Genomic DNA, 25125 nt, shown 5'->3' on the forward strand with positions numbered 1-25125 from the left:
GAAACATGGCCGACCTGCCGCCCCCCGCTCCGCAAGTGGAAGCCGTCGTCGTCCACGCGCCGCGGCTCGCGCCGCTGGGCGGCGAGGCGGCGTTCAGCGCCGTGCAGATCGGACCCGAGGCGCTGAAGGTCGAGCCCCGCCTCGATGAGGCGCTGAAGACCGCCCCCGGCGTGTCGCTGTTCCGCCGCACGGGCAGCGGCGCGGCCAATCCCACCACCCAGGGACTCTCGCTCCGCGCCATCGCGCCGTCGGGGGCAGGCCGGGCGCTGGTGACGCTGGACGGCGCGCCGCAGAACGATCCCTTCGGCGGCTGGGTGATCTGGAGCGCGCTGCCGCCCGAGGGCCTGGACGGCGCGACGGTGGTGCGCGGGGCGGGCGCGGGCCCCTATGGCGCCGGCGCGCTGACCGGCGTCGTGGCGTTGCAGGAGCGCGGCGCCCAGGACGGCTGGGCCGCGCTCGACCTCTCGGCCGGTGAACGCGACAGCTATCGGGCGGCCATCGCCGGCGGGACCGAGAGCCTCCTGCTGACCGCGGCGGCGTCCAAGACGGACGGCTACTATGCCGTGCGCGGCCCCCGGCGCGGGGCGGCGGACGAGCGGGTGTCGCTGGAGGACGTGTCCGGCGCGATCCGCGCCCAGCACGAGTTCGGCGGAGTCCAGGCCGCGGCGCGGATCGCGGCCTTCCGCGAGATCCGCGGCGCAGGCCTCGTCGGCGCCCGGTCCATCGCTTCAGGCCAGTCGGCGACCCTCACCCTGGCGCGTCCGGCGGAGGAGGGCGTCGGCGGCTGGCGGCTGCAGGCCTGGTTGCGCGAAAGCGACCTGAAGAACAGCTCGGCCGCCGTCGCGGCGGGCCGAACGGGCACGACGCCTGCCAACGACCAGTACAAGACTCCGGCCGATGGCTATGGCCTGAACGCCGCCGTCCAGGGCCGTATGGACGCGATCAACTGGGAGCTGGGCGCCGACGCCCGCTGGACAGACGGCAAGGTCCGCGAGCGCTTCCGCTTCATGAACGGCGCCTTCACGCGCGACCGCGAGGCCGGCGGCGAGACCTTCGTGGCGGGCGCCTACCTCGAAGCGGCATACGACCAGGGCCCGTGGATCGTCACCGGCGGCGTGCGGATCGACCGCTCCAAGTCCAGCGACGCGATCCGCCGGGAAGTGGATATCGCCACCGGCGCGGTCACCCTCGACCAGCGGCCGGAGGGCTCGTCCGAGACGACTCCGACGGCGCGCCTGGGCGTCCGTTACGATCTGGCCGACGGCCGCTACGTCCGCGCCGCGGGCTACGCCGCCTTCCGGCCGCCGACGCTGAACGAGCTGCACCGGCCGTTCCGGGTCGGCAACGATATCACCGAGGCAAACCCGGCGCTCCAGCCGGAGACCCTGCAGGGGATCGAGGCCGGCGTCGGCGGGGAGGGCGCGGTGAACTGGGGCGCGACCCTCTTCTGGAACCGCATCAAGGATCCCATCGCCAACGTCACCATCGGCATCGGCCCCGGCACCTTCCCGACGGCGGGCTTCGTGCCGGCCGGCGGCGTGCTGCGCCAGCGTCAGAACACCGGCGAGATCACCGCCTGGGGCGTCGAGGGCGAGGCCTCGGGAGACGCCACCGAGACGCTGTCCTGGCGGGCCGCCTTCGCCTTCGCCGACGCCGAGGTGGACGGCGGCTCGTCGGCCCCGCAGCTCACCGGCCTGCGTCCCGCCCAGACGCCGAAGTGGACGGTCACCGCCGGCGCCGACTGGCGCCCGCTCGCGCCGCTGACCCTCTCGGCCGACGTTCGCTACGAGAGCATGCGCTGGGAGGACGACCTCAACACCCGCCGCCTTGCCGCCGGCGTGCAGGTGGACGCGCGCGCCGCCTGGCGCCTCAGCCCGACCACGGAGGTCTATCTGGCCGCCGAGAACCTCACGGACGAAGAGCTGGAGACCGGCGAGACCGCCGACGGCGTCGAGAGCTATTCGATCCCACGCACCTTCCGGGTCGGCGTCTCGATCCGGCGCTAGTCTTCGGGCGCCCGGCCGCCGGTGAGCTGGGCCGCTATGGGATCAGGCCTTCTTGGCCATCTCCTTGGCGGCCGCCGCCTTCTTGCTCTCGTCGGCGTCCCGCGCGGCTTCCAGGAACTTCAGCACGGCCAGTTCGAACGCGCGCTCGTCACCGGTCGCCTTCACCTCCAGCCCGCCCGCCTCGTAGGCTTGCAGCACCGCCGGATGGATGTAGGCGCTGCGGGCCACGGCCGCGGTGTTGCCCAGCACGCCCGCGACCGCCTTGACGCAGGTGACCACGTTCCGCTTGGCTTCCGTCGCGCTCGCGCACTCGGGCGTCAGCATCAGCGCCCGGGCCGCCATCACCGTCCCGGCCCAGGTGCGGAAGTCCTTGGCCGAGAAGTCCTCGCCCAGCACGTCGCGCAGGTAGGCGTTCACGTCCGCGCTCTCGACGGCGTGCTGCAGGCCGTCGTCGCCCACGTACTGGAAAAGGCGCTGCCCCGGCAGGTCCTGGCAGGCCTTGACGATGCGGGCGAGCCGCCGGTCGTCGAGGCCCGTCTCGTGCATCTTCCCGCTCTTGCCGCGGAACTGGAACTTGGCGCCGCCGCGCCCGACCTTCACGTGCCGGTCCCGCAGGGTCGTCAGGCCGAAGCTCTTGTTGGCCTTGGCGTATTCCTCATTGCCCACCCGGATCAGCGTGCGCTCCATCACCGCGATCACGGCGGCCAGCACCTTCTCGCGCGGCAGGCCGGGCCGTTTCAGGTCCTCCTCGACCCGCCTGCGGAGCTTCGGCAAGGCGCGGCCGAAGGCGATCACCCGGTCGTACTTGTGGGTGTCGCGCACTTCGCGCCAACGCTCGTGATAGCGGTACTGCTTGCGGCCCTTCTGGTCGCGGCCCACCGCCTGGATGTGGCCGTTGGCGCGCGGGCAGATCCAGACGTCGGTCCAGGCCGGCGGGATGGCCAGCTTGCGGATGCGGTCCAGGGTCTTCTCATCCGAGACCGGCGAGCCGTCGGCCTTGAAATAGTTGAACCCGCTGGCCCGCGCGGCCTTGCGCGTGATGCCCGGATCGGCGTCGCTGACGTAGCGTAGGCCGGCCTCTTCGAGCTGCTCGGCCGCTTCGACGGGGACTTCGCTGGCCATATCCTTGGGCATCACCCCTCCACGCGTGCGGCGGCAACGTGGTATGCGCGGCCGAGGTTCCTCTGCCGGAAAGCCGCCCTTGAACTATCGTCACGCCTTCCACGCCGGGAACTTCGCCGATCTCGTGAAGCACGCCGCGCTGCTGCGCCTGATGGCGGCGCTGGGGCCGGCCCCGCTCACCGTGATCGACACCCATGCGGGGCGTGGCCTCTACGACCTCGCCGGACCCGAGGCGCGGAAATCGGGAGAGGCCGAGGCCGGCGTCGTCCGGCTGATGGAGCGCAAGGATGCGCCGGCGGCCTTCGGGCCGCTGACCCGGGCGGTCGCCGCGCTGAACGCCGGCGGTCCAGTGCGGCGCTATCCCGGCTCGCCCTGGCTCATCGCCGAACATCTTCTGCCTCAGGGCCGCTACCTCGCCTGCGAGCTGCGGAAGGAGGAGCACGACGCCCTGCGCAGCGCGCTCAAGGGGCGTCCCAACGTCGAGACGCTGTGCGCCGACGGCTATCGCGCGGCGGTCGAGCGCTGCCCTCCGAAGGGCCGCGTGCTGCTGCTCGTCGACCCGCCGTTCGAAAAGCCCGACGACTATGGCCGCATCGTCGAGACGCTGGAGGGCGCCCGCGCGCGCAACCGGAATCTCCAGGCCCTGGTCTGGCTGCCGCTCAAGGATCTCGAGACCTTCGACGCCTTCCTGCGCGACCTGGAGGATGCGGTCGACGCGCCGATGCTGGTCGCCGAGGCCCGCGTGAAGCCGCTGACCGACCCGATGAAGATGAACGGTTGCGCGCTCGTACTCGTGAACGGGCCGGACCTTGCGGCCGATCTGACCAGGATTTGCAGCTGGGTCGCCCAGGAATTGGGCGAGGGCGGCGCCGCCCGCGTCTATCCGCTGGCGTCATCGTAAGTTCGCACCAGCCCGCGCCCGCGGGATGCTATGCTGCGCCGCAGCAACGCTTGGAGGTGCGGCATGTCCTTCCTGTCCGAGTCTCAAGAGCTTCCCCTTCCCATCGCCCCCTCGTTTCTCTTCGGCGCCGCCTCGCCGTTATGGGGTTATTTCACCGGCGTCGCGGCCGCCGGGGTCGCCTGGTGGTGGATGAGCCGGCTGGCGCGGTGGAACCTGGAGGCGCTGACGGCCGCGGCCGGCCAGCCATCGGTGGCCAGCCTCGAAGCCGCCGAAGAGGCTGCGTTCCCGGCCGTCGGCGGCGAGGCCGCTCCGATCTCGCCGGTCTTGGAGGCTCTCGCGGAGCCGGTCGCGGACCCTGAGCCTGCGCTTCCCGTCGAGCCCGCGACGTTCGCCGCGCCGGAACTCACGCCAGAGCCGGAAGCGGCGGCGCCGAAGCCGCGCAAGGTCCTCGCCGCGCCGCCGACGCCTGACGCCTGACTTGGCGGCGGCGCCCGGCGCGACTTAAGAACGGGGCGTGCTGAAGCGCCCCTTCGACATCTTCGTCTCGCTGGCCGGCCTGGTCGTGCTCTCGCCGGTCCTGCTGGGCTTGGCGATCGCCGTCCGTCTCGACAGTCCGGGCCCGGCGCTGCACTGGTCGCGCCGGGTGGGCCGCCACAACCGCATCTTCCGGATGCCCAAGTTCCGGACCATGCGGACCGACGCCCCGGACGTCGCCACCCACCTGCTGGCCGAGCCCGACCGCTGGATCACCCCGCTGGGTCGCGTCCTGCGCCGCACAAGCCTCGACGAGCTGCCCCAGCTCTGGTCCGTGCTAACGGGCGAGATGAGTCTGGTCGGCCCGCGGCCGGCGCTGTTCAACCAGGACGACCTGGTGGCGCTGCGCACGGAAGCGGGCGTGGATCGCCTGCGCCCAGGCGTCACCGGCTGGGCCCAGATCAATGGCCGCGACGAGCTGCCCATTCCCGAGAAGGTCCGGCTCGACCGAGAGTACATGCAGCGCATGTCTCTCGGCTTCGATCTTGCCATCATCTGGCGCACCGCGAGCCAGGCTTTCAGCGGGCGAGGCATAAGCCACTAAGTTTTTTGGGGAACTAGACCGGCGGGGCTGCACGTTCAGGGACATTCGGAGACGTCCCGTGAGCAACGAACCCTTCCAGAACCCGAAGCCCGGCCGCCGCCGGCGGCCGCAGCGGGCCCCGCAGACCGAGCCCGGCCGCCGCCGGCCGATCCAGCGCGCCGAGGCCTGGGCCCGGGATCGCTGGGACAAGCTGAGCCACGCGAAGCTTCCGACGCCGGTCCTGAAGAAGCCCAGCCACAAGACCCTGTGGTGGACGGGCGGCATCCTGGCGGCGCTCGCGATCGCCATCGGCATCCTGATCGCCATCTGGGACTGGAACTGGTTCCGCGGGCCGCTCGCCCGCTTCGCCTCGGCGCGCATGCACCGCGAGGTGACCATCTCCGGCGACCTGAACGTGAACCTCTGGTCCTGGCAGCCCAGCGCCACGGTCGAGGGCGTGCGGATCGCCAACACGCCGTGGGCGGGTCGTGATCCCTTGGGGACCTTCGAAAAGATCACGGTCAAGATCCGGCTGATCCCGCTGCTCTGGGGCGATGTGGACCTGCGCCTGCTGCGCTTCGACCGTCCGAACCTGCGCCTCTACGCCGACGCCCAGGGCCGCAAGAACTGGGACTTCTCCAACGGCCGCAAGTCCGAGCCCATGAAGCTGCCGCCCATCCGCAGCTTCATCATCGACGACGGCAAGCTCACCTATGCCGACGTGAAGCGCGAGCTGCGCTTTGACGCGACCATGAACGCGCAGGAGAACCTCGGCCAGGCCAACCGGGGCTTCGAACTGATCGGGCAGGGAACGATCAACCGCCAGCCCTTCCGCATGGAAGTCACCGGCGGGCCGCTGCTGAACATCGACCGCAACAAGCCCTATCCGTTCAACGCCGACATCCGCGCGGGCCAGACCTACATCACCGCGGTCGGCAGCGTGCCGAAGCCGTTCGACCTTGGCCGCTTCTCGATGCAGACCACGGCGCGCGGCCCGGACCTGTCGGACCTCTATCCGCTCACCGGCGTCGCCCTGCCGAACACGCCGCCGTACCGCCTCCGCGGGCGGCTGTCGCGCGACGAGCTGATCTGGCGGATCGACAACCTGGGCGGCCGCGTGGGCGACAGCGACCTCTCGGGCGATATCAAGGTCGAGACCGGCCGTGTCCGGCCGATGCTGACCGCGGACCTGAACTCGAACAGCCTCGACTTCGACGACCTCGGAGCCATCTTCGGCGGCGCGCCGTCGGTTGGTCCCGGCGAGACCGCCTCGCCCGAGCAGGTCGCGGTCGCTCGCAACCTCGGCGCCCAGCAGCGGCTGTTCCCCGACTCCACCCTGGACGTCAGCCGGATCCGCGCCCTCGACGCCGACGTGCGCTATCGGGCGGCGACGATCCGCGACGCGCCGATCAGCCTGCGCGCCGGCTCCGTGCGGGTGAAGCTGGACAACGGCCTATTGCGCGCCGACCCCCTGCGGCTCGACCTCCCCCGCGGCCGGGTGACGGGCTTCGTCGCCCTGAACGCCCGCAAGAAGGTCCCCGTCACCGAGCTCGACCTGCGGCTGACGAACGCCCGCATCGAGGAACTCGTGCCTGTCACCTTCGGGGGCGGCCACCCGCTGACCGGCGCGCTCGCCGGCCGGGCCCGCCTGACCGGCGAGGGCGACAGCGTGCACAAGGCCTTCGCCAACGCCGACGGCGAGGTGATGGTGGTGGCCCCGGGCGGCGAGATCCGCGAGGCTTTCGCCGAGCTGATGGGCGTCAACGTCGTGAAGGGTCTGGGCCTGCTGCTGAAGAAGGACATGGACACCGTGCCCCTGCGCTGTGGCGTGGCCCACTTCCAGACCAACAACGGCGTGATGAGTGCGAACAACATCGTGCTCGACACCGGCCCGGTCCTGATCACGGGGCAGGGGCAGGTGAACCTCGGCAGCGAGCGGATGGCCTTCAAGGTGCGCGGCCACAACAAGAAGTTCCGTCTCGTCCGCGTGCTGCTGCCGGTGAAGGCGGAAGGCCCCATCCGTTCGCCGAAGCTGGGCGTCGAGCCGGGCGCGGCGATCGGCCAGGGCGCGGCGGCCGTCGGTCTGGGCGCGCTGGTCTCACCGATCGCGGCCCTGCTGCCCTTCATCGATCCCGGCCTGGCCAAGGACGCCAACTGCGGCGCGCTGCTGGCCGACGCCGCCCGCGAGGGCGCCCCGGTCCGCCAGACGGCGTCGCGCTGAGCGGTTGACGCCCGCGCCGAGGCCCCGGCAATCTCCCGCTTCCCCGAGGAGGAGGCGTGAACTCATGGCGTTGGGCATGAACAAGGGGGCGGTCTTGGCGATCGCCCTGGGACTTGGCGGTGCGACCGCCGCCGCCGGCGCGGCCCTGGCGCACAACGAGCCGATGCCGAAGGGGCCGCTCAGCCCCGCCGCCAAGGCGGCGCACCAGCGCCACGCCAACTTCGAGAAGCTGGGCGCGGCGTTCAAGGCGCTCAATGACGAGCTGCGCAAGTCCGACCCGAACGTCGCCACGGTGCAGGCCCAGACCAAGACCATGGCGGCCCTGTCCAACGCGCTGCCGTCCTGGTTCCCGCGCGGCAGCGGCGTCGAGGCGCGGCCCAAGAGCGAGGCCAAGGCCAACATCTGGACCGATGCCGCAGGCTTCAGCGCCAAGGCCTCGGCCATGCAGGTTCAGGTCTCGCGACTGAACCAGGCTGCGATGTCGGGCAATATGGACGCGGTGAAGGCCCAGGTGCGACCGACGGGCGGCGCCTGCAAGGCCTGCCACGACGTCTATCGCCAGCAGAAGGACTGACCGTGGCGGGCTCCGAGGCCGGCGTGCGCGCCAGACTGTGGGATGCGCCGGTCCGCATCGTCCACTGGCTCGTGGTGGTTCTGGTCGCCTTCTCCTGGTGGGCGTCCGAGGACCACCTCAACTGGCACCGGTGGAGCGGCTACGCGATCCTGGGCTTGGTCGCCTTCCGCATCCTGTGGGGCTTCGCAGGCGCGGGGGCCGCGCGGTTCTCCAGTTTCGTGAAAGGTCCCGGCAAGGTCGCGGCGTACGTGCGGACGCTGCCGGAGCGCGCGCCGTCCAACGTGCCGGGGCACAATCCGCTTGGCGGCTGGAGCGTGGTGGCCTTGCTGCTGGTGCTGGCGACGCAGGTGGGGACGGGCCTGTTCGTCGTCGACATCGACGGTTTCGAGGGCGGGCCGCTGACGCACCTTGTCAGCTTCGAGACCGGTCGGGCGCTCGCCGAGGTGCACGAGCTCAGCTTCCGCATCCTGCAGGTGCTGGTCGCCGTGCACGTGCTCGCGGTGCTGTTCTACCTCTTCTACAAGCGCACGAACCTGATCGGCCCGATGATCACCGGGCGCCGGCGCTTCCCGCAGGATCCGGGCCTCGCCGGCGCGCCTGTGTGGCGGCTGCTGGTCTGCATCGCCCTGGCAGCCGCCCTGGCCTACGCGGCCTCGAAGGCGTTCTGGACCTAGCCCCGCGTCGCGGCGTCGCGCAGGCAGCCCAGCCAGGCTTCCTCGCGCGCCTTCTCGGCCTGGCGCAGTTTGTCTTCGGCCTCGCGCACCGCGGCGTCGTGCTTGCGCCATTCGCCGACCGCCTCCTCGCGCGCGGCGCGGGCGGCTTCCATGGTCGGGTAGCGGGCGAGCACGGCGCGCGTCGAGTAGCTCACCGGCGGCCCCACCGTCTCGCGGTCGGGATAGAAGCCGGTGATGGAGTCGCCGGTCTCGCTCTCCACATGGAACACGTCCGCCCAACCGGCGTGATGGCGCATCAGGGCCCAGGGACGTTCGATCTCGCTCACCAACTTCTCCTCAAGGAATCCAAAGTTCGAGGGACGAGCTTAGCCTTAGCCTCATCCCCTCGTGGCTCCAACGCCGCAGCGCGGATTAGGCTTCCTTTCCCTCGCGTCGTCGTGGGAAAGCCACGGCATTCAGCCTGTCCATTTCCAACGAGCGTGAATTGTCCAAGATCGTGATCGGCCGCCAGTTCTGCGGCCCGCCGAATTCCGGCAACGGGGGCTATGTCTGCGGCGTGCTGGCGGAGGGGCTGGAAGGTCCGGTCACCGCCGTGCTGCGGGCGCCGATTCCGCTCGACGCCGAACTGACCCTGGAGCGCCAGGGCGACGCCCACGTCCTGCTGGGCGAAGCGGGCCCCATCGGCAGCGCCGCGCCCGCCAGCCTCGAACTGCCCGAACCGCCGCCGCCGCCGAGCCTCGAGGCCGCCCGCGCCGCCGGCGCGCGGCACATCGGCCTGAGCCAGCGCATCCACCCGATCTGCTTCACCTGCGGCACGGCCCGCGAGGACGGCGACGGCCTGCGGGTCCTGCCCGGCCAGGTGGAAGGCGCGGAGCCCGGCCTCGTCGCCTGCGTCTGGCGCGCGCACGAGAACTTCGCCCGCGCCGACGGGACCATCGCCCCCGAAGTGGTCTGGGCCGCCATCGACTGCCCCGGCTACTTCGCCTGGGTCGAGAAGGAGGGCCGCCACGGCGCCCTGCTGGGCACCATGACCGGCGAGGTGCTGCGTTCGCCGCGCGCCGGCGAGGAATGCATCCTGGTCGCCTGGCCTCTGGCCAAGGAGGGACGCAAGGAGTTCGCCGGCGTCGCGCTCTATTCGGCCGAGGGCGAGCTGATGGCCCGCGCCCATCAGGTCTGGATCGTCATCGGCCCGCCGCCCGCCGGCTGATGCTTGCACCCGCTGGGCGGAGCCGCCACGCTCCGCCGCCGGAAGGGGAATCCATGCGCGCAGCCTCGGTCTCGGACTTTCGCGAACTGGCGCGCCGGCGCCTGCCGAAGATCTTCTTCGAGTACATCGACGGCGGCAGCTACGCCGAGGTGACGCTGGCGCGGAACGTCCGCGACCTGGAGGAGATCGCGCTCCGCCAACGGGTCATGGTCGACATGACCCAGCTCTCGATGACCGTGGAAACCCTCGGCCAGACGCTCGCCATGCCGGTGGGCCTGGCCCCCGTAGGCATGGCCGGCATGTACGGCCGCCGCGGCGAGGCCCAGGCGGCGCGGGCGGCCGCGGCAGCGGGCGTGCCGTTCACGCTCTCCACCGTCGGCGTCTGTTCGGTGGAGGAGGTCAGCCAGACGGGGACCCCGCCGTGGTTCCAGCTCTATATGCTCAAGGACCGCGGCTACATGCGCGAGCTGCTGGGCCGGGCCAAGGACCTGGGATGCCCGGTGCTGGTCTTCACCGTCGACCTGCCGACGCCCGGCGCCCGCTACCGCGACGTCCGCTCGGGCTTCACCGGCGCCTCGAAGCTCGAGAGCGCGCTGACCCAGGCCTGGGACGGGATCACTCACCCGGGCTGGACCTGGGACGTCTTCGTCCACGGCCGGCCGCACACCTTGGGCTCGGTGGCCGGCGCCTTGCAGCAGGGGCGGCGGGTGACCGACTTCCTCGCGTGGATCGCGCGGAACTTCGATCGCTCTGTCACCTGGAAGGACCTGGACTGGGTGCGCGAGACCTGGGACGGACCGATCGTCGTGAAGGGCGTGCTCGATCCCGCCGACGCCCGCGATGCGGTGAAAGCCGGCGCCCAGGGCCTGGTGGTCTCGAACCACGGCGGCCGGCAGCTGGACGGCGTGCGCTCGACCATCTCGGCGCTGCCGGCCATCGCCGACGCCGTCGGCGGTGATCTGGAGGTCTATATGGACGGCGGGGTCCGCTCGGGGCTGGACGTGCTGAAGGCGCTGGCGCTGGGGGCGAAGGCCTGTTTCGTCGGCCGCGCCTGGGCCTATGCGCTAGGCGCCGGCGGCGAGCCCCAGGTGCGCAAGATGCTGGACATCCTGCGCTCGGAGCTGGCGGTGGCGATGATCCTCACCGGCTGCAACGACGTGCGGAAGGCCGGCCGCGAGCTCCTGGATCTGCCTTAAGGGGCGGGCGCCGGGGCGACCCCGCTTGGCCGGTGCGCGCCCAGCCCCGTGCGGAACAGCTTCATCATCGGCTTCTCGGCCAGGTGATAGGCCGCAAGTCCCGCGATCACGCCGGCCACGAGGCTCGCGGTGAAGACCAGCGCCGGGTTGTTGAGGCCGACCGCGCCCAGGACGCGGATCGCCGCCGAGATCGCCAGGCCGTGCACCAAGTACAGCGAGTACGAGGCGTCGCCGATCACCCGCAGCGGCCAGAGGTCCGGCACGCGGCCGTGCCGCTCGACGCTGACCGCGCCCGCCACCAGCAGCAGGGCGGGGACGCCCCACCACAGCACCCGCGCCGTCGCCACATCGACGCCCGCCAGGGTCACGGCCACGAAGCCTGCCAGGCCCAGCGCCGCCATGGCCCAGCCGAGCGAGACCCGCGGCAGCCGGTCCTCGGACCACAGCTTGCCCAGCCAGACGCCCGCGCCGAACTCCAGCAGGATCGGATCGGTGTAGGTGGCCACCAGCGGGTTCTCGGCGTCCAGCAGGGGCCGCACCGCCACGAGGGCGATCAAGGCGGCCGAGACCAGCCAAGGCCGCAGCCGCGCCGGCGCCAGCAGGCCGGCCGCGAACAGCAGGTAGAAGAACATCTCGTAGTTCAGCGTCCAGCCCGGCACGATCAGCGGGGCGATCAGGCCGTTGGGGTCCTGATAGGGGACGAAGAACAGCGACTTCGCCAGCGCCTCGAACGTCACCTGCAGGTTCGGGAAGCTGCCGGGGATCGCCAGGGCGACGCCCACCACCAGCAGGGTCACGGCCCAGTAGAGCGGCACGATGCGCTGCACGCGGCGGATCAGGAAGTCGCCCGGCGCCGGCGTCTTGCGGCAGGTGACCACCCACATGATGAAGCCCGAGATCACGAAGAAGATGTCCACGCCGGCTGCGCCGACGCCGAAGTGGCCCCCGGCGCGCTCGGCCGCGTGGAACACCAGCACGCCGAACGCGGCGATCCCGCGCAGATACTGGATCGACCGGACCTCGCCGGGCGCCTTGCGCGTTGGGGCTTCGGTGCTCGAACCCGCCGTCATGTGACCTGAACCCCCTGCGCGATGATGGCTTCGCCGTGGTTCCAAACGGGCGCTCGCGCGTTTGGTTCGCGTCCTGACGCTTCAGCTTGGGGGGCGCCGTTTCGTGAAGCTGGCCTATTTCGTCCACGACCTGTCGGATCCCGCCGTCGCGCGGCGCCTTCGCATGCTCAAGGCGGGCGGAGCCGATCCGGTGGTGCTGGGTTTCTGCCGCACGGATGCGGCGCCCGAGCGCCTGGAAGGCTGCCCGACGGTCAACCTCGGCCGGACCTATGACGCGCGCCTTGGCCACAGGGCGAAGCTGACGGCGCTCACCGCGCTGAAGGCCCGCCGCTTCAAGGCGCTGATCGCCGGCGCCGAGGTCGTGATGGCCCGCCAGCTCGAGATGCTGGCGATCGCCGACGCCGCCCGCCTGCTGTGCGGCCTGAAGGCGCGCCTGGTCTACGAGGCGCTCGATATCCACCGGATGATGGTCCAGGACACGGTCAAGGGCCTCGCCATGCGCGGGATCGAGAAGGCGTTGCTGAAGCGCTCGGACCTGCTGGTCGTCAGCTCGCCGGCCTTCGTGGACGCCTACTTCAAGCCGATCCAGGGGCTGGGCGACGACGTGCATACGCCGGTTCTCCTGGTGGAGAACAAGGTGCTCGAGCTGGGCGCCGCGCCGTCCGCCGCCCTGCCGCCTCCGCCGCCCGGCCCGCCCTGGCGGATCGGTTGGATGGGCGCGATACGCTGCCGCCGGAGCCTCGATATCCTCACCGATCTGGCCGCTCGCCGGCCGGACCTGGTCGAGGTCCGCATCCACGGCCGCCCGGCCTACGTCGAGTTCGAGGACTTCGACGCCCAGGTCGCGGCCACGCCCAAGGTCACCTTCGGCGGCGCCTATACGGCCGCCGACCTGCCGAGGCTCTACGGCGACGTCCACTTCTGCTGGGCCATCGACTTCATGGAGGAGGGGCTGAACTCCTCCTGGCTGCTGCCCAATCGTCTGTACGAGAGCGGCCGCTTCGGCGGCATACCGATCGCGCTGGAGGGCGTGCAGACCGGCCGCTACCTGGCCGAACACGGCTTCGGCGTCCGCCTGGAGGCGCCGGAGGATCTGGAGGCCTTCCTGGCGGGCCTGACGCCCGGGCGCTTCGCCGCCCTGCGCGCCGAACTCGCGGCACAGCCGCAGAGCGCCTTCTCGGCCGATGAGTCGGATTGTCGACGCTTGGTCGAACGGCTGAAAAAGCCCGGCGAGCCGCTTGGTTCCTACGGCCAAGCCTCTGAATCGACTTCAGGAAAAATCGCAGCTTAGCCTTGGAAAAGCTCGGGAATCCGCCGGAACGGAATCCCAGGCGCACGGTTTAACGCGGGTCGCCGCCCAAGCTTCCGTGGGCGACGGCGCTGGTCGAACCTCGGACGCCTTTCAACATGCAGTACCCCAAGCCCAATCCCGAGCGTCTTTCGGAGACGGGCCCTTCCAACCGCGAAGATCGCGGCGAACGCCGCTTCGCCGAGCCCCGCTCGTTCGCCCCGCTCGAAGGCCGCGCCGCCGGTCTCGGCGAGGTCGCGGCGCGCTGGCCGCGCGCGTGGGACGCCATCGCCCCGGAGGCGATGATCCGCACGCCTGCGGACCGCCCGCTGGAGGCGGCCGATCACGAACGCCGCGCCGTGATCGTGATCCCCTGCCTGAACGAAGCCAAGGCCATCGCCGGCGTCATCGATCGCATCCTGGACGATGACGGCCTGGTCGACCCCCTGGTGCTCGTGGCCGACGGCGGCTCCACCGACGGCACGCGCGACATCGTGGCGGACATCGCCGCGCGCGATCCGCGCGTGCGGCTCGTGCACAATCCCGCCCGCCTGCAGAGCGCCGGCGTCAACCTGGCGGCGCGCGCCCTGGACGATCGCCGCCCGTGGATGATCCGGGTGGACGCCCACGCCGACTATCCGCGCAACTACGTCTCCACCCTGATCGCCGAGGCCCGCGCCACGGGCGCCGCCTCGGTGGTGGTCTCGATGGACACCAAGGGCGAGGGCGGCTTCCAGCGCGCTGTCGCCGCGGCCCAGAACTCGGTGCTCGGCACCGGCGGCTCGGCCCACCGGTTGGCCGGCGAGGGCAAGTGGGTCGACCACGGCCACCACGCCCTGTTCCGCCTCGACGCCTTCGAGGCCGTCGGCGGCTATGACGAGACGTTCAGCCACAACGAGGACGCCGAGCTCGACCTGCGGCTGGGCCGCGAGGGCGGCCGCATCTGGCTCACCGACAAGGTCCGCATCGGCTACCACCCGCGCTCGACGCCGGGCGCGCTGTGGAAGCAGTACTTCAGCTACGGCAAAGGCCGGGCGCGCACCGTGCTCAAGCACTTCACGCCGCTGAAGGTCCGCCAGGCCCTGCCGCTCGCGGTCGCCCCGGCGGTCGTGTCCCTGCTGGGCGCGCCGGTGTTCTGGCCGCTCGCCATCCCCGCCGTGACCTGGATGCTCGCCACCCTGCTGTTCGGCGTCATGCTGGGCCTCAAGCACAGGGACGCCGCCACGCTGCTCTCCGGCCCGGCCGCGATGATCATGCATCTGTCGTGGTCGGCCGGCTTCTGGTGGCAGCTCTTCACCGATCGGCCGAAGCCCGAGCCGCTTGAGCTGCATCCGCCCGTCCTGCGCGGCGCGCCGGTGAGCCCATGAGCGGCGCCGCGCCCCTCGTCTCGGTCATCACCGCCAACTACAACGGCGCGAAGTATCTCGCGCCCGCCATCCGCTCGGTCCTGCGCCAGACCCTGGCCGACCTCGAGCTGATCATCGCCGACGACTGTTCGACCGACGACAGCCTGGCGGTCATCGAAGCCGAAGTCGCGGGCGATCCGCGGGTGCGCGTGCTGAAGGCGCGCCGCAACGGCGGCCCCGGCGCTGCCCGCAACCGTGCCCTGAAGGCCGCCCGCGGCCGCTACATCGCCGTGTTCGACAGCGACGACCTCATGGCCCCTGAGCGGCTGGAGAAGCTGGTCGCCCGCGCCCGCGTCGACCACGCCGACATCGTCGTCGACAACCTGCTGCTCTTCCAGGACGACGGCGCTGCGCCCTGGCGCGCCTTCCTCTGCCAGAAAGCCTGGAACCACCCGCGCTGGATCACGCTCGCCGACTACATCGAGGCGGGCCGCATGTACTCGAGGCAGCCGGGCCTGGGTTATCTGAAGCCGCTGTTCTCGGCCGAGATCCTGAAGGGCGAGACCTACCGCGAGGACCTTCGCATCGGCGAGGACTACGACCTCGTGCTTCGCCTGCTGGCCCATGGCGCGCGCATGCGCTTCCTGCCGGACGCGCTCTACCGCTACCGCAAGCACGGCGCGTCGATCTCCCACGTCATGCGGCGCGAGCACATCGAGCAGATGCTGGCGGCCGACGCCGCCCTGGAGATCGAGAAGCGGGCCCAGTGCGAGGCCGTGCGTCGCGCCCAGGAACGCCGCCGCCGCTCGCTGGAGACGGCGCTGGTCTACGATCGTGTGATCTGTGCCCTCAAGGCCCGCCAGGTCGGCGAGGCGCTGGGGGCCTGCGCCGCCGAGCCGGCCGTCTGGCCGCTGCTGACCATGCCGGTCACCGCGCGCCTGAAGCGCCTCGCCGCGCCCCGCGCGAACGCCTGATCTCTCCTCGACGCTGAGCTAAGCGGCCTTCGTCCGGGCGTGCGCCTGGGCGAACACCCGGGCGTCCGCCAGGAGCCGTCGGCGCGCGAGCCCCAGCAGGACCACGCCATAGACCGCCCCGCCCAGCAGGATCGTGGCCGCCAGCCTCGCCAGCGGCGGCAGGCCTGACAGCCAGGGCGTCGCGGCCCAAATCGTTGCCGCCATCGCTGCGACCCCGACGGCGGCCGGGAGGAAGGCGCCGAAAAGGCGCCTGCGCGCGACCTTCAGGTCCCGGGCCAGCACCTCGAGATAGGCCAGCATCACCAGCAGCACCGCCGTGCCGATCGCGGCCGAGGCGGTCTCCACCCCGAAGCGCGAGAAGACGGCCACCGTCCCGATCGTCGTCGCGCCCGCCAGCATGGTCATCCGCAGTTGCACGTATGAACGGCCGAGGCCCATCAGGATGGCGCCCATCACCAGGCAGTGGGCGAAGCCGAAGCCCGCGGCCGACAGGCGGGTCATCACCGGGGCGGCGGCGTGCCACTTGTCGCCCAGCACCAGGGCGACCGCGACGGGCGAGATGATCGCGAGCCCCACGAAGGTCGGCGCCAGCACTGACGAGGCGAGCCGCAGGGCCGAGGCGGCGAGGTCGGCGGCCTGCCCGCGCGCGCCGTCGTGCGCCGCCCGCGCCACGGCGGTGAAGACATAGAGATAGAGCGGCCCGGAGATGATCAGGTCCGGCACCCGGACGATCTGATAGGCCATGGCGTAGAAGCCGAGCGCCGTCGCGCCCAGGACCCCGCCCACGATCATGTTGTCGGCGTTGCGCGAAACGAAGTCCGACAGGTTTGCGCCGATGGAGTGCAGGCCGAACCGCACCAGGTCCTTCACCTCGGACGGCCGGAAGTAGGCGCGGATCCTCGGCCGGGCGTTGAGGTTCACCCAGGTGAACTTGCAGGCCCATAGCGTGAGCTGCTGGGCGACCAGGCTCCAGGCCCCGGCGCCGTTCAGCGCGGCGGTCAGCGCCACCGCCGCCGAGGCGGCGGTCGAGATGAAGTCGCCGCCGGCGAAGATCCCGAACCGGCCTTCGCGGATCACCCGGGCGTTGGCGACCGCCGTCAGGCCGCTCATCACCAGGATCGGCGAGAGCGCCATGATCAGCCAGGGCAGGCGGGGCTGGTCCAGGACGATGGCCAGCGGCCAGGCGCCCAGGCAGGCGAAGGCCGACAGCGCCAGGCCGAGGCCGCCGGCCAGCCAGAAAACGGTCGACTCCAGCTCGGGCGTCACGTCCTGCCGCCGGGCCAGCGCCTGGCTCATCCCGGCGTCGGCCAGCATGTTGCAGAACAGGACGAAAGGCACGGCCAGCGCCACGAGGCCGTATTCCGAAGGACCCACCAGCCGCGCGAGGATCGGCAGCATGGCGAGCTGCACGCCCATCCGCAGGACGTTGGAGCCGCTGAGCGCCAGCGCGCCCAGCGCCGCGGGATCGAACCGGCGCCGCGCGCGCGCCCCGGCCAAGCTCATCGGCCGGGACTGCGCAGCCGGCGGATCGCGGGCTGCGGCCGCTCCTGGGCCCAGCCGGCGGCCGAGTAGTCGACGCGGCTCAGCCGCACGACGTTGCCGGGCGCGTAGGCGTGCCCCTGGCGCGGGAGCTTCACCCGGCCGAACCCGGCGCCCAGGGCGGCGAAGCCGAGCACGGTCGAGAAGTAGAACGGCGCCACGCCGATGGTCTCGATCGGAGTTCGGGCGAGCATGTAGAGCAGCAGGCTCATCCAGCAGAGAAGGGCGATCGACGGCCGCTCCACGAACCGCTTCACCAGGGCGATCACCCCGATCAGCGCCACGGCGGCGAACAGGATCAGGCCCACCCAGCCCAGCGTCACCAGCAGCTCGACGCCGGTGTTGTGGAAGGTGAAGCCGCCGCGCTCCTCGATCCCGAAGTAGCGCCACAGGCCCTCGGCATCCATGTTCCCCTGCTGCCAGAAGGCGTAGTAGCCGCGGCCGAGGACGGGCTTCTCCTGGATCAGGTCGGCGGCGCGATACCAGAGATAGGTGCGGCCGGTCAGCGTCGGGTCCTTGTCGAACACCTGGGCGCCGACCTCGATCATGGTCTGGGTCAGCCAGCGGTACGAGAGGCCGCCCGCCAGGATGCAGAGCGCCACCGCGCCGGTCAGCCAGCCGCGCACGGCCTTGCCCACCGCCAGCAGCGGCGCCAGGGCCAGCAGGGCGCCGACGCCAAGTCCGAGACCGAGGAGGGCGCCCGCCGACCGCGCGGCCACGACGACGTAGAGGTCGAGCAGCATGGCCACGCCTGCGACGCCCAGCCAGATCAGGTTGCGTTGCTTGATCGCCAGCATGGCCAGGGCGACTGAGATGATCATGCCGGCCGACGCGATGTCGCCCAGCAGGTTCTTGGACCCCGAAAGGCCCGAGAAGGCGTAGCCCCCGGCGCCGACGCCCACCGCCACCGAGCCGCCGAAGGCGATGGAGGCGGCGACATAGGCCAGGAAGGCCAGGGCAAGGCCCCTCAGCACCGCGCCCTGATCTCGGGCGGACGTGAGCAGCAGGCCGCCCAGGACCGTGAGGCCGAGCTCGATAGCCAGCTTGAAGCTCTCCTTCGGCGCTTCGGACCACACCACGGAGAACAGCGCGAACGCCGGCAGGAGGAACAGGAACGCCCGCGGCAGCATGGTCCTGACCAGCCGCTCGCGGCGGATCCAGGCGTAGGCGGGGATGATGGCCACGAGGGCGGCGGCGCCGATCATCTGCAGCTGGGCGATGAACAGCAGCGGCAGGAACATCAGGAAGGCGAAGACGCCGTCGGCGTCGAGCCTCAGCGCGCCGAGCCGCCAGCCCACCGCAGGATGCTGCGCCGCCTCCAGGCGCTGCTCGACCAGCCGCTCGTCCACCAGGCGCAGCACGCGGGCGTCGGCCTGGTCGCGTCGGCTTGGGCCCGCCTCGGCCTGTTCGCCGCGCAGCCGCCGCGGACGGATGGACTCCTCGCCCGCCTCGCGCAGGCGGCCCGCAGGATTATGGCGGCGGCCTCGGCCGAACTCCCAGGTGGTGCTCATCGGGCGAACCTGTAGGCGCGGATGTAGTCGATGGTGAGCCTGGCGGGCAGCGGCGTCGACGCGTCGGGCGCGCCTGCCCAATCGCCGCCCGAGGCGATGTTGGCCAGCATGTACATGGGCCTGTGCATGTCGCCGGGCGTCTTCTCCTGGCGCACCTGACGGCCGTCGATGAACCAGGTGACGTGCTCGCGGTCCCAGGCGACGGCGTAGGTGTGGAAGTCGCCCGGGCTGACCTGGAACTCCTGGCCTTGGATCTTGGCGGCGTTCGAGTGGTAGGTCGCATAGACCTTGGAGGGGTCGCCGACGCTCTCCATCACGTCGATCTCGGGCGGCCAGGACAGGTCCTTGGGCAGCAGCCAGAAGGCCGGCCAGACGCCCTTGCCTCGCGGCAGCTTGGCCCGCATCTCGAAGTAGCCGTAGGTCTGCGAGAAGCTGGGCTCGGTGGTGATCAGCCCCGAGACGTACTCGAACCCGCCCAGCGCGTCGGCGTGCGCCTTGGGCGCCCGGTCGAAGGTGATCTCGAGCTGTCCGCCCTGGACGCGGAAGGGATTGAGCCCCAGCGGCCGGTCGCCTCGGCGGCGCTCGTGGCCTTCGTCGTCGCCGTGCCGGCCGGAATGGCCCCGCATGTCGGGGTCGACGTAGAGCTGGACCTCCTTGTTCCACTTCAGGGTGCGGAGGTTGAAGTCGTCGTCCTTGTCGTCCCGGCCGTCGCGGAAAGTGGTGCGCCAGACGCCCTGGCCGTTGCGCCAGGGGCGGAAGTTGTCGAACTCGTCCTGGAAGGCCAGCTCGAGGCGACGGCCATCCGGCGCCTGTTTCAGCGGACCGGATTGCGCCGCCGCCTGCTGGCAGGCCGCCGTCGCGAGAACGGCGGCCGCCATCGCGGCGAGTTTTGCGCCTGCGGAAGCCATCTGAATCGCCCCCGTCAGGCTCACGCGGCGGCGATGTAGTAGTTCTTGAAGTAGCCGTAGTAGTCGCTGCTGTCGCCGTAGCCGTAGCGGGCCTGGCCCTTCACGTTGACCTTGGTCAGCAGCGCGCCAGCGATGTTCGCCCCGCATTCCTGCAGGATGTCGATCGCCGACTGGGCGGCGCGCAGCGGGGTCTTGTTCCACTGCACCAGGTAGAGGACGCGGTCGGCCTTGGCGGCCAGGATGCGGGCGTCGGCGACGCCCAAGATCGGCGGCGCGTCGAGGATCACGTAGTCGAACCGCTCGGCCAGGTCCTTCAGCACCTCGTCGGTCTTCGGGTTGGAGAACAGGTCGTACGGGATCGACTTCCCGGCGGCCGGCAGGATGAACATGTTGCTCTTGGGGTCGTGGACCAGGGCGTCCGACAAAGGCACGTCGTCCTGCACCACCTCGACCAGGCCCACTTCCTTCGGGCCGGCCAGCTTGGTCGCGCCGCGCTGGCGGAGGTCGCAGTCGACCAGCACCACGCTCGAGCCCGACAGCGCCAGGGTGCGGGCCAGGCAGAACGAGGTCAGGCTCTTGCCTTCGCGCGGCACCGCAGAGGTGATCGCGATCAGCTTGGAGTCATCCCCGCGGCTGGACACCATCAGGAAGGCGCGCAGGTTCCGGAAGGCCTCGGCGAAGCCCGAGAAGGGATGGCTGACCAGGTACTCGGCCGGCTGCGCCTCCGGGCCGCGCAGGCCCTTCGGCTTGATCGAGCGGAAGTCGGGCAGCACGCCGGCGAAGGCGACGCCCAGCTCGCGCTCCACGTCGACCCGCGAGCGCAGGTGCTTGTCCCAGAACTCGGCCATCAGAACCGCCGCGGCCGCCGCGATCAGGCCCGCCAGCAGGGCGAGAGCCGCACCCAGCTTCATGTTCGGCGACGACGGCGCGGTCGGCACGGCGGCCAGCGAGTTCACGCGGGCGTCGGCCTGTTGCAGCGAACCGGCCGCCGCCACTTCCTTGGCGCGCTGGAGATAGGCTTCGTAGATCGCCTTGGCGGCGTCGGCGCGCTGCTGCAGCGGCAGGAGGCCGACCATCGCCGAGTTGTTCTGGGCGATGCCGCCCTGGGCCGCGCCGCGGCTGCCCGACAGCGAACCCACCCGGCCGGCCGAAGCCGCCGCGTCGGCCCTGAGGCTCGACATGATGCGGTTGATCTCGGCCTGGATCTGGCCGCGGATGTCACGCAGCTGGCTCTCGGTGCGCTTCACCTCCGGGTACTCGTCGGTGAAGTCGGTGCGGAGCTGGGCCAGCTTCACCGACAGTTCGGCTTCGCGCTTGCGCATCTCCTTGATGGTCTCGGAGCCGAGTGCGGCGCCCACGTCCGAGCCCATGTTGCCGTTGCGGAGCTGCGCCTGGGCGGCGGCCACCCGGGCGGCCTTCTCGGCGGCCTCGGCGCGGGCGATGGCGAGCTGCTGGTTCAGCACCGAGACTTCCTGCTCGGCCATGGTCTGCCCCTCGGTGGAGAAGAGACCGTGGGCGTTCTTGTACTGCTGCACGCGCGCCTCGGCCTGTTCGGCCTCGCGGCGCATCTGCTCCAGGCTCTTGCCCAGTTCGCTGTTCGCGCGGGTGACGGCGGCGATCTTGTCGTCGAGCTGCCGGTCCATGTAGGTCGCCATGATCGCGTTGGTGACGCGGGCGGCCTTCTGGGGCGAGGTCGAGCTGGAGCCCACCTGCACGACATACGTCAGGCCGGCGCGGCGGACCCAGGTGCGGCTCGCCAGCGTCTCGGCGACGCGGGAGACGAGCTGCGGATCCGGCTTGGCGATCGGCGGCTTGGCCGGCGTCATGCCGAACATGCCGGGCGCCTGCCGCGGGTTGTACTCGGGATCGTTGTAGAGCTTCTCGCGCCGGACCACGTCCTCGTACAGCGCCTGCGAGCGCAGGATCTCGACCTGGGTGTCGACGGCGCTGGTGTCCGGCGGCAGGCCGGCCGACTGGCGCTCGGTGCTGGTGAGCTGGGCGCTCTTGGGGTCGATGACCACCGAGCCGATCGCCGAATAGGTCGGCGTCTTCAGCGCGAAGGCGCCGAGCACCAGGAGGAAGACGACCCCGGCGACGCCGAGGCCCAGCTTCGCCCGCTGCAGCAGGATGCCGAAGAGCTGGCGCAGGTGCATGCGCTCCGGCTCGATCGGCCGGAAAGCCTGCGCGGCGTGCGCCGGGACCTCGTGCGAGACGGGAATGAGGGTGTTCATGGGCGACCTGCGTTAGGGCTCTTGAGGGATGGGTCGCCGAGATCGGTTCGGCTCAGCAGCGGACCGCGCGCGGCCCATCCGGGTCGGAAAACTAGCGGAGCTGATAACCCCGATTTCCGCTGGCGGTTCCGCAGGTTGCGGCCGCCGGAGGAAAGGTTGCTGTGGGTATGGCGCGAGGGCTCATCCGGCGCGCCGGATCACCAGGCCAGGAAGCCCAGGAGCGGGAAGACGCCCTGGAAGTTCTGGATGAACTTGCTGCCGCCCGAGGTGTCCACGACGACGATGTCGTTGCCGTAGATCTGAGGGTCGTCGGTCTTGCCGGCCCGGATCTCGTTCAGGTTGAACGTCGCGGCGTGACGCTTGCCGCCGACCTGCCGGAAGACAGCCACCTTCTTCACGTTCGCCAGCTTCTGGTCCGGACCGCCGCCCAGCGAGATCGCCTGCAGCAGTGTGGTGGGGCCGCTCAGCGGATAGACGCCAGGCTTGTTCACCGCCCCGTCGATGGTGACGCGCTGGCTCTGCGCGTTCTTCACCGTGACGATGACCTGCGGGTCCTTCATGTACTTGGCCTTGAGCGCCTTCTCGACGTCTTCCGAGAATTCGCCGGGCGTGCGGCCGCCGGCCTTCATCGCGCCGACGAGCGGCAGGCTGACGTTGCCGCCGTTGTCGACCTGGACCTCGCGCTTGAGGTCCTCGATGCCGAAGACGTTCACCTCCAGCACGTCCTGCGCGCCGATGCGGTAGTCGGCCGCCGCGGGCGCGAGCAGCGCCGCGGAGTCGGGCGCGGGGAGGGAGTTCTTGGCGGCAAGCGCCGGTGGCGCGGCCACGAGGAACGCGGCTGCGGCGATCGAAAGCAGTTGCCTGCGCATGGGTTGGCTCCGAGAAAGCGAAATCGCGACCAGACGATTTGGATCGGCGGGCCACGCCTCTCCGGGGCCATCAACACCCGGGGCGCCGGAGCCGTTCCCGCGCCGCAGCAAGGCTTTTGTGGTCAAGCTTCAATAAAGTTGCAGTTCACGCCATCCGGCGAGGCGCGCGACCACGCCGGCATGCAGGGCGCCGCGGACCAGCCAGCGGGTGCGGCGAGCGGGTGAGAAGGCGGTGGCGGCCGCGCCCGCCAGACAGACCGCGCCCTTGGCGCCGGCGAGCCCCGTCTGCGCCAGCCTTCCGGCCCCGCGGCCAGGCCCCTGGCGCAGGCGCGAGCCGTGCGTCTGGCCCGTGCGGAAGCCGCGTTTCAGGAGCCAGGTCAGCGACGCGCGCTGCGCCGGCACAGGTTCGTAGGCGAGGGCCGCCTCGGCATAGCCGATCGTCCCGCCGGCGTCGGTCAGGCGGTAGAAGAAGTCATCGTCCTCGCCGCCCTGGCGCCCCAGCCGCAGGTCGAACCGGAGGCCGAGCCGCTCGATGGTCGGACGACGGATCATCACGTTGCCGGCATAGCCCTTCAGAATTCGGCCGCCCACGCGCACCGGGGCCGTCGAGTGGAAGTCGCCCGCCGACAGCCAGCCGGGAGCGCCTTCGCCGTAGACCGCCTTCACCGGTCCGAGGACGGCGTCCCAGCCGCCGGCCTGCGCTTCCGCCAGCAGCGCCGCCAGCCAGCCTTGGGTCGCTGTCTCGTCGTCGTCCAGGAAGGCGAGGAAATCGCCGGCGGCGGCGTCGAGGCACGCGTTGCGCGCCAGCGAGATGTTCCGGGCCGGCGCATGCACATAGGTCAGGTCCAGCCCGTGCACGGCGGCGGCGTCCTGCACCCGTTCGCGCGCTTCGGGCTGCTCGTCGTTGTCGGCGACGACGATCCGCATGCGGACGTCCGGGTCCAGCGCCTGACGCGCCAGGGACGCCAGCGTCTCCGCCACGGCAGGCCGGCGGAAGGTGCAGACGCACACGTCGACGGTGACAGTCATGAGTGGGGCCCCGAGCCAAGCTTCGCCGCTGGAATGCAGGCGCGCCGCGGGGGTTCCCCGGTCCCGCCCGATCACGTTTTCGCAATCGCGAGATGGAGCGGAAGCATTGCGGCAACCGATCCGTACGCATGGGGGTTCAGCACCCCGTGGTCAGCCGGAGGACGGGAGATGCACGAGCCGCGATCGTTCGCCTATTCGCTCAGCCAGATCGAAACCGGGTGGCGCTGGAGCGTCTATGACGAGGATGGCGAGACCGTCGCCCGCGGCGCCGATTCAAGCCGCGCCGCGGCGCAAGCTGCCGTGGAGAGGATGCTGAAGCAGGCGCCGTCGCTGAGCGCGGCGTCGCCGACGGCGGCCTAGCGTCGATCCCGGACGCGCACGGCGACACGCGCCGCCTGGACCTGGCGCGCACGGACCTTGGTCCACATCACGACGAAGAGACCGGCCGCCAGCGGCCAGGCCATGGCGCCCAGCGTCAGGACGGCGGCGTAGGTGGCGGCGGAGTCGGTCGGCATCGGAAATCCCGTGTTCGGGTCGAGGGAACCTCAGCGCGCCCGCTCGCGCAAGGGGTCTATGCGTCGCATCGGGCGCGGCCCGGAAACAACAGTCGGTGATCATCCGATAAGACCTCGATCATTCGGGAACCGCATCCGGAGGCCATGGGTTGTTCGGCCTGTTTTAGCGAAGACTGGCTTCGCTGAGCTGCTTTCCGATCTGGGTCACATGTCCGAAGTCCTTTACGCCAATACGGCGGCCTCGCGGCCGCGCGCCAACCCCGTGACCTGGGATCAGCCGGTCACCGACGTCATGAACTTCTCGATCGCCCTGGCGGCCCTGATCTTCCTCGCCCCGCTCATGATCGTGGTGGCGATCCTGGTCTATGCCCAGGACGGGGGCCCGGCGCTGTTCGGCCACAAGCGGCTCGGCCGCGACGGCCGTCACTTCAAGTGCCTGAAGTTCCGCTCCATGGCCGTCGACGCCGAGGCGCGGCTGGCCGAGCTGCTGGCCCGCGATCCCGCCGCCCGGGCGGAGTGGGAGAAGGACCACAAGCTGCGCAACGACCCCCGGGTCACGAAGCTCGGCGCCTTCCTGCGCAAGTCGAGCCTCGACGAACTGCCCCAGCTCTTCAACGTGCTGCGCGGCGAGATGAGCCTCGTGGGGCCGCGCCCCATCGTTGACGCCGAAGTCGCCAAGTACGGGCGCCGCTTCCGGCAGTACTGCGCCGTGAAGCCCGGCATCACCGGCCTCTGGCAGGTGAGCGGCCGCAACGACACCAGCTATCGCAGCCGGGTGGCCATGGACTGCATCTACGCCCGACGCCGCAACGCCGTGATGGACTTCAAGATCATGGTCGCCACGGTGCCGGCTGTTCTTCTGAGCCGCGGCTCGTACTAAGGAGGGG

At 71.0% G+C, this 25125-nt stretch carries 24 protein-coding genes; 14 read left to right on the top strand and 10 right to left on the bottom strand.

Translation table 11 applies throughout. The annotated features are described in order from the left end of the window. The first annotated feature begins 5 nt into the window (after positions 1 to 5). Positions 6 to 2006 carry a TonB-dependent receptor gene (locus ACO2Q0_RS12030; protein ID WP_423351759.1) on the top strand — a complete coding sequence of 667 codons (2001 nt, stop codon included), beginning with the start codon at positions 6 to 8 and terminating at the stop codon, positions 2004 to 2006. 42 nt (positions 2007 to 2048) lie between these two features. Here the strand turns inward: ACO2Q0_RS12030 and ACO2Q0_RS12035 are convergent, their stop codons facing one another. Then, the gene (locus tag ACO2Q0_RS12035) at positions 2049 to 3128 is read right to left on the bottom strand and encodes a DNA topoisomerase IB (RefSeq protein WP_423351760.1); all 1080 of its coding nucleotides are present in this window, start codon (positions 3126 to 3128) and stop codon (positions 2049 to 2051) included. A 79-nt stretch (positions 3129 to 3207) separates the two neighbouring features. On the opposite strand from ACO2Q0_RS12035, the gene rlmJ reads away from it, so the two are divergent. From rlmJ to ACO2Q0_RS12065, 6 genes are all read left to right on the top strand, one after another. Next, positions 3208 to 4029: a 23S rRNA (adenine(2030)-N(6))-methyltransferase RlmJ gene (rlmJ, locus tag ACO2Q0_RS12040; protein WP_423351761.1), complete on the top strand. Its 822-nt coding sequence runs from the start codon at positions 3208 to 3210 to the stop codon at positions 4027 to 4029. Between the two features lie 63 nt (positions 4030 to 4092). Further along, complete coding sequence (locus ACO2Q0_RS12045) at positions 4093 to 4506, top strand: hypothetical protein (RefSeq protein WP_423351762.1); 414 nt, start codon at positions 4093 to 4095, stop codon at positions 4504 to 4506. A 40-nt stretch (positions 4507 to 4546) separates the two neighbouring features. Further along, a complete protein-coding gene (locus ACO2Q0_RS12050; protein WP_423352266.1) occupies positions 4547 to 5107 on the top strand; it encodes a sugar transferase in 561 nt (186 codons plus the stop codon). A 58-nt stretch (positions 5108 to 5165) separates the two neighbouring features. Further along, entirely contained in the window at positions 5166 to 7307 is a 2142-nt protein-coding gene (locus ACO2Q0_RS12055; protein ID WP_423351763.1) for an AsmA family protein, read from the top strand. A gap of 64 nt (positions 7308 to 7371) precedes the next feature. Then, positions 7372 to 7881, top strand: coding sequence for a c-type cytochrome (locus ACO2Q0_RS12060; RefSeq protein ID WP_423351764.1), 510 nt, complete (start codon positions 7372 to 7374; stop codon positions 7879 to 7881). Between the two features lie 2 nt (positions 7882 to 7883). Beyond that, positions 7884 to 8555 (top strand): cytochrome b/b6 domain-containing protein, encoded by a 672-nt coding sequence (locus ACO2Q0_RS12065; RefSeq protein ID WP_423351765.1) that lies wholly within the window; start codon positions 7884 to 7886, stop codon positions 8553 to 8555. On the opposite strand, the gene ACO2Q0_RS12070 is transcribed toward ACO2Q0_RS12065, so the two are convergent. Further along, positions 8552 to 8881 carry a hypothetical protein gene (locus ACO2Q0_RS12070; protein ID WP_423351766.1) on the bottom strand — a complete coding sequence of 110 codons (330 nt, stop codon included), beginning with the start codon at positions 8879 to 8881 and terminating at the stop codon, positions 8552 to 8554. The genes ACO2Q0_RS12065 and ACO2Q0_RS12070 overlap by 4 nt on opposite strands. Before the next feature lie 158 nt (positions 8882 to 9039). Here ACO2Q0_RS12070 and ACO2Q0_RS12075 point away from each other — a divergent pair, with 158 nt between their 5' ends. Together ACO2Q0_RS12075 and ACO2Q0_RS12080 are read left to right on the top strand one after the other, a co-directional pair. Then, positions 9040 to 9762, top strand: a complete 723-nt coding sequence (locus ACO2Q0_RS12075; protein WP_423351767.1) for a hypothetical protein — start codon at positions 9040 to 9042, stop codon at positions 9760 to 9762. 53 nt (positions 9763 to 9815) lie between these two features. Continuing rightward, a complete protein-coding gene (locus tag ACO2Q0_RS12080) occupies positions 9816 to 10958 on the top strand; it encodes an L-lactate dehydrogenase (protein ID WP_423351768.1) in 1143 nt (380 codons plus the stop codon). Here the strand turns inward: ACO2Q0_RS12080 and ACO2Q0_RS12085 are convergent. Next, on the bottom strand, positions 10955 to 12028 hold the full coding sequence (locus ACO2Q0_RS12085) for an acyltransferase family protein (RefSeq protein WP_423351769.1): 1074 nt from the start codon (positions 12026 to 12028) through the stop codon (positions 10955 to 10957). The two genes, ACO2Q0_RS12080 and ACO2Q0_RS12085, sit on opposite strands and share 4 nt — an antisense overlap. 103 nt (positions 12029 to 12131) lie before the next feature. On the opposite strand from ACO2Q0_RS12085, the gene ACO2Q0_RS12090 reads away from it, so the two are divergent. The 3 genes from ACO2Q0_RS12090 to ACO2Q0_RS12100 all read left to right on the top strand — a co-directional run bounded on the left by ACO2Q0_RS12090 (position 12132) and on the right by ACO2Q0_RS12100 (position 15636). Beyond that, positions 12132 to 13319 carry a glycosyl transferase family 1 gene (locus ACO2Q0_RS12090; RefSeq protein ID WP_423351770.1) on the top strand — a complete coding sequence of 396 codons (1188 nt, stop codon included), beginning with the start codon at positions 12132 to 12134 and terminating at the stop codon, positions 13317 to 13319. Between the two features lie 116 nt (positions 13320 to 13435). After that, positions 13436 to 14683, top strand: a complete 1248-nt coding sequence (locus ACO2Q0_RS12095) for a glycosyltransferase family 2 protein (protein ID WP_423351771.1) — start codon at positions 13436 to 13438, stop codon at positions 14681 to 14683. After that, entirely contained in the window at positions 14680 to 15636 is a 957-nt protein-coding gene (locus ACO2Q0_RS12100; protein WP_423351772.1) for a glycosyltransferase family 2 protein, read from the top strand. Before ACO2Q0_RS12095 ends, ACO2Q0_RS12100 begins: the two co-directional genes overlap by 4 nt. Positions 15637 to 15654: 18 nt before the next feature. Here ACO2Q0_RS12100 and ACO2Q0_RS12105 read toward each other — a convergent pair whose 3' ends face one another. The 6 genes from ACO2Q0_RS12105 to ACO2Q0_RS12130 form a co-directional block, all read right to left on the bottom strand. After that, a complete protein-coding gene (locus tag ACO2Q0_RS12105) occupies positions 15655 to 17139 on the bottom strand; it encodes a lipopolysaccharide biosynthesis protein (protein WP_423351773.1) in 1485 nt (494 codons plus the stop codon). Then, positions 17136 to 18686 (bottom strand): O-antigen ligase family protein, encoded by a 1551-nt coding sequence (locus tag ACO2Q0_RS12110; protein WP_423351774.1) that lies wholly within the window; start codon positions 18684 to 18686, stop codon positions 17136 to 17138. The genes ACO2Q0_RS12105 and ACO2Q0_RS12110 overlap by 4 nt, the downstream gene beginning before the upstream one ends. Beyond that, positions 18683 to 19564 (bottom strand): glycoside hydrolase family 16 protein, encoded by an 882-nt coding sequence (locus tag ACO2Q0_RS12115; protein WP_423351775.1) that lies wholly within the window; start codon positions 19562 to 19564, stop codon positions 18683 to 18685. Before ACO2Q0_RS12115 ends, ACO2Q0_RS12110 begins: the two co-directional genes overlap by 4 nt. Positions 19565 to 19614: 50 nt before the next feature. Continuing rightward, positions 19615 to 21825: a GumC family protein gene (locus tag ACO2Q0_RS12120; RefSeq protein ID WP_423351776.1), complete on the bottom strand. Its 2211-nt coding sequence runs from the start codon at positions 21823 to 21825 to the stop codon at positions 19615 to 19617. Between the two features lie 197 nt (positions 21826 to 22022). Beyond that, the gene (locus ACO2Q0_RS12125) at positions 22023 to 22694 is read right to left on the bottom strand and encodes a polysaccharide biosynthesis/export family protein (RefSeq protein ID WP_423351777.1); all 672 of its coding nucleotides are present in this window, start codon (positions 22692 to 22694) and stop codon (positions 22023 to 22025) included. A gap of 129 nt (positions 22695 to 22823) precedes the next feature. After that, complete coding sequence (locus tag ACO2Q0_RS12130; RefSeq protein WP_423351778.1) at positions 22824 to 23723, bottom strand: glycosyltransferase family 2 protein; 900 nt, start codon at positions 23721 to 23723, stop codon at positions 22824 to 22826. A 168-nt stretch (positions 23724 to 23891) separates the two neighbouring features. Here ACO2Q0_RS12130 and ACO2Q0_RS12135 point away from each other — a divergent pair, with 168 nt between their 5' ends. Next, positions 23892 to 24083, top strand: a complete 192-nt coding sequence (locus ACO2Q0_RS12135; RefSeq protein ID WP_423351779.1) for a hypothetical protein — start codon at positions 23892 to 23894, stop codon at positions 24081 to 24083. On the opposite strand, the gene ACO2Q0_RS12140 is transcribed toward ACO2Q0_RS12135, so the two are convergent. Then, positions 24080 to 24238, bottom strand: coding sequence for a hypothetical protein (locus ACO2Q0_RS12140; RefSeq protein WP_423351780.1), 159 nt, complete (start codon positions 24236 to 24238; stop codon positions 24080 to 24082). The genes ACO2Q0_RS12135 and ACO2Q0_RS12140 overlap by 4 nt on opposite strands. Before the next feature lie 208 nt (positions 24239 to 24446). Here ACO2Q0_RS12140 and ACO2Q0_RS12145 point away from each other — a divergent pair, with 208 nt between their 5' ends. Beyond that, positions 24447 to 25118: a sugar transferase gene (locus ACO2Q0_RS12145; RefSeq protein WP_423351781.1), complete on the top strand. Its 672-nt coding sequence runs from the start codon at positions 24447 to 24449 to the stop codon at positions 25116 to 25118. Positions 25119 to 25125 lie beyond the last annotated feature (7 nt).

This window comes from Phenylobacterium sp. VNQ135, assembly GCF_049445735.1.
Classification (GTDB): Bacteria; Pseudomonadota; Alphaproteobacteria; order Caulobacterales; family Caulobacteraceae; genus Phenylobacterium.